The organism is Acidovorax sp. KPB24-07 (assembly GCF_057543315.1).
In genome coordinates this window covers 1-1,383 of record NZ_BAAJYS010000638.1, presented here as the reverse complement: position 1 = coordinate 1,383, position 1,383 = coordinate 1, and the positions used below count along the sequence as shown (strand labels likewise).

Sequence of the window (1,383 nt, the reverse complement as noted above, 5' to 3'; positions counted from 1 at the left end):
CGCCGCGGCTGGCGCATCGCCGCCTGGACCCTCGCCGCGCTGCTGGCCCTGGTCGCCCTCGTCCTCGGTGCGGCCTGGTGGTGGGCCGGCGGCCAGGCCTCGCTGGCTACCACGCTGGACCGCGCGGCACGCTACCTTCCCGCCGACCAGCAACTCGAAACCCGCGACGTGACTGGTTCACTGCGCGCCGGCGGCCACATCGGCTGGCTGCGCTGGAGCAGCCCCACGCTGGCGGTGGAAGTCAACGATGCGCGCATTGCCTGGCAGCTGGCGCCCTTGCTACAGCGCCAGCTCACGCTGGGCGAAGTGCATGCGGCCGAGGTCAAGATCATCCCGCAGGGCCCGCCCCGCACCGAACCCGACACGCCGCCACAGCCGCTGCAATCGCTGGAACTGCCGCTGCGCATCGACCTGCCGTTCCGCGTGGACACCATCACCTGGGCCGCGCCCAGCCCGGTCACCGCGCAGGGGCTGGCGGGCCACTACCGCTACGACGGCACCCACCACCGGCTGGCGCTGGACAGCGTGGCCTTCGCCCAGGGCCACTATTTCGGCCAGGCCACCGTGCAGGCCCAGGCGCCGATGGCGCTGGAGCTGAAGGCCGACGGCACCGTGCGCACGGCATCGCCGGGCGGCGGCGACGACATCGAAGCCAAGGCCCATGCCGAGGCCAGAGGCACGTTGGCCACCGCAGCCGCACGGCTGCAGATCACCGCCCAATTGCAGGCACAGGCCGCCGAGCCATTGACAGCGGCTCCGCCGACAGCGCAAGCCTCGCGTCCCGCCCCCGGCCCATCCGCCAAACCCGGCAAGCCAGCGGCCCGACCCGCGAAACCCGCCGAGCCGATGCGTGCCGACGTGCAGGCCGAGATCGCACCCTGGGCTGCGCAGCCGGTGCTGCAGGCGCGCGCCGACGTCGAATCCCTGGATCTGGCCGCCCTGTGGCCGCAAGCTCCCGTGACCTCGCTGAGCGGGCAGTTGCGCGTGGACCCGGCCGCTGCTGCCGCACCCGGTGCCACCGCCGCAGGCTGGGCCATCGGTGCCCAGTTGCGCAACGCCGTGCCGGGCCCGTGGGACCAGCGCCGGCTGCCCCTGGAAAGCATCGATGCCCAGGCCGCCTTCGACGGCACGCAGTGGACCGTGCCCGACGCCACTGCGCGCATCGGCAACGGCAGCGTGGCGCTGCAGGGCCGCTTCACCCCCGCCACGCGCGCCATGGAAGGCCGTGCCGAAGTGCGAGGCCTGCGCCCCAGCGCCCTCTACAGCACCCTGGACTCCACCCCCGTCGCCGGGCAGGCGCAGGCCCGCAGCGAAGGCGGCGACGGCGAACCGCTGGTGCGCTTTTCCGCCGACCTGCGTGCCACCGGTGCCGCGGCACCCCCG

1 protein-coding gene is annotated in these 1,383 nt (G+C 74.1%); it reads left to right on the top strand.

Translation table 11 applies throughout. The features are described from left to right. A partial coding sequence (locus AC27IQ_RS24590) for a translocation/assembly module TamB domain-containing protein (protein WP_487091153.1) occupies window positions 1–1,383 on the top strand: 1,383 nt, incomplete at both ends.